This is a genomic window from Magnetospirillum fulvum, assembly GCF_900108475.1.
Lineage (GTDB): Bacteria > Pseudomonadota > Alphaproteobacteria > Rhodospirillales > Magnetospirillaceae > Phaeospirillum > Phaeospirillum fulvum_A.
On the sequence record NZ_FNWO01000028.1, the window covers coordinates 1 to 1,711 of the forward strand.

Sequence of the window (1,711 nt, forward strand, 5' to 3'; positions counted from 1 at the left end):
CCCGCTCAAAACCATCACCGCGGGGTGGAGCAGCCCGGTAGCTCGTCAGGCTCATAACCTGAAGGTCGCAGGTTCAAATCCTGCCCCCGCAACCACTTTCGTTATAACTCGCTCCAATGCGAGATCTGATCCAACCCCCCGCAGGTTAACCCCCTATGGGGGTTTCTTTTTTGGCGTTTGCCATCTTTCTCTCGAAGGATTTGGTAATCCCCCCTGGAAATAAGGGGAGTAAGCGTCGTCAGACGGCTGCGGTTTCACCGGCTTGACGGATTTTATCAGGCGGCGACGGGGATGCTGGCCGGGGTGGCGATGGTCCAGGGCAGGAGATCGTCGATCCGGTTGATCGGGTGGTAATCCCCCCATTTTTAGCGGGGTTGGACATAGAACTCAGGCGGCCAATTTCATTTTCTGGGCGGGCGTGATGCCGCCGATGCCCATATTGGGGCGGTCGTTGTTGTAGGTCCAGAGCCATTCTGTCGCGTGATCCTGCACCTCCGCGATGGTTTCAAAGAGGATTTGCCCCAGCCATTCATGCCGGACCGTCCGGTTGTAACGCTCGACATAGGCGTTCTGTTGCGGCTTGCCGGGCTGGATGTGTTGAAGGGCGATGCCGTGCGTTTCGGCCCATTTCATCAGCGTGCCGCTGATATATTCGGGACCGTTATCGACCCGAATAGCGCCCGGCTTGCCGCGCCATTCGATAATTTGGTTAAGCACCCGGACAACCCGTTCTGCGGGCAGCGAAAAATCCACCTCAATACCGAGCCCTTCCCGATTGAAATCGTCCAGCACGTTGGGAAGCCGGAAGGCTCGACCGTCCTCCAGACGATCTGCCATGAAATCCATCGACCAGACCTGGTTGGGGACGTCTGGCACCGCCAGTTCGTCGGGCTTATCGCGTTTGAGCCGCTTCCGCGGCTTGATGCGCAGGTTCAGTTCCAACGCGCGATAAATCCGATAGACCCGTTTGTGGTTCCAGCCATGGCCTTGGATATTGCGCAGATACAGGAAGCAGAGGCCGAATCCCCAGGTCTTTCTGGCCTGGGTCAGCCCGATCAAAAGGTCGGTGATCTGCTCGTTCTCGTCGGAGAGCCTCGAGCTGTAGCGATAGCACGTCTCGCTGAGCCCAAACGTCCGGCACGCCAACGCGATACTGATCCCTCGTCGCGCCACTCATCTGGTGCTCGCGGCACAGCGTCAGGACCGGGATACCGTCCTCCGCCTGACGCAGGGTCCCCATGATCTGGACGTTCGTGAACCGACTCTTCTTCATCCGAATCTCCCCGTTCGCAAGACCGAGAAAATTCTACGTCCGCATCCCCTTATTTCCAGGGGGCATTACCGGGGCATTACCCCACCATCGAAGGAACAAGGGGCTCATTGCCCACGTTGGCCCGCCGGCCAGCAGGGGGGACGTGCATCCGAGGCAGCGCATCCGATTTCAGCCGTAACGCCCACCCAGGCCAATCAGGCCACTCAACGCGCCGATAACCGCGCCGCCGCCAAACGCGGCAAGGTTGCTGTCTCTCAAAAGTCCAACTCCTCAGCGTCCAGACTCGGCGGAGCCGAAATTGCATCACGCGAACGAAGCGTCAGGACTCCTCCGTCGTGACCGCTCACCCTTCAGCCGGTAGCGAGTAACGCACGATCCGGATATCTGCGTCTGTCTCGCTGCTCAGGGTGATTTCCAGCACCTGATTGACCAGATCGG

1 tRNA gene and 1 pseudogene are annotated in these 1,711 nt (G+C 59.1%); one reads left to right on the plus strand and one right to left on the minus strand.

The features are described from left to right. Positions 1–18: 18 nt before the first annotated feature. Positions 19–95 (plus strand) — tRNA-Met (locus tag BLW40_RS16945). Positions 96–387: 292 nt separating this feature from the next. On the opposite strand, the pseudogene BLW40_RS16950 reads toward BLW40_RS16945, so the two are convergent. Further along, positions 388–1,273, minus strand: a pseudogene (locus BLW40_RS16950) (IS3 family transposase). Positions 1,274–1,711: the final 438 nt, after the last annotated feature.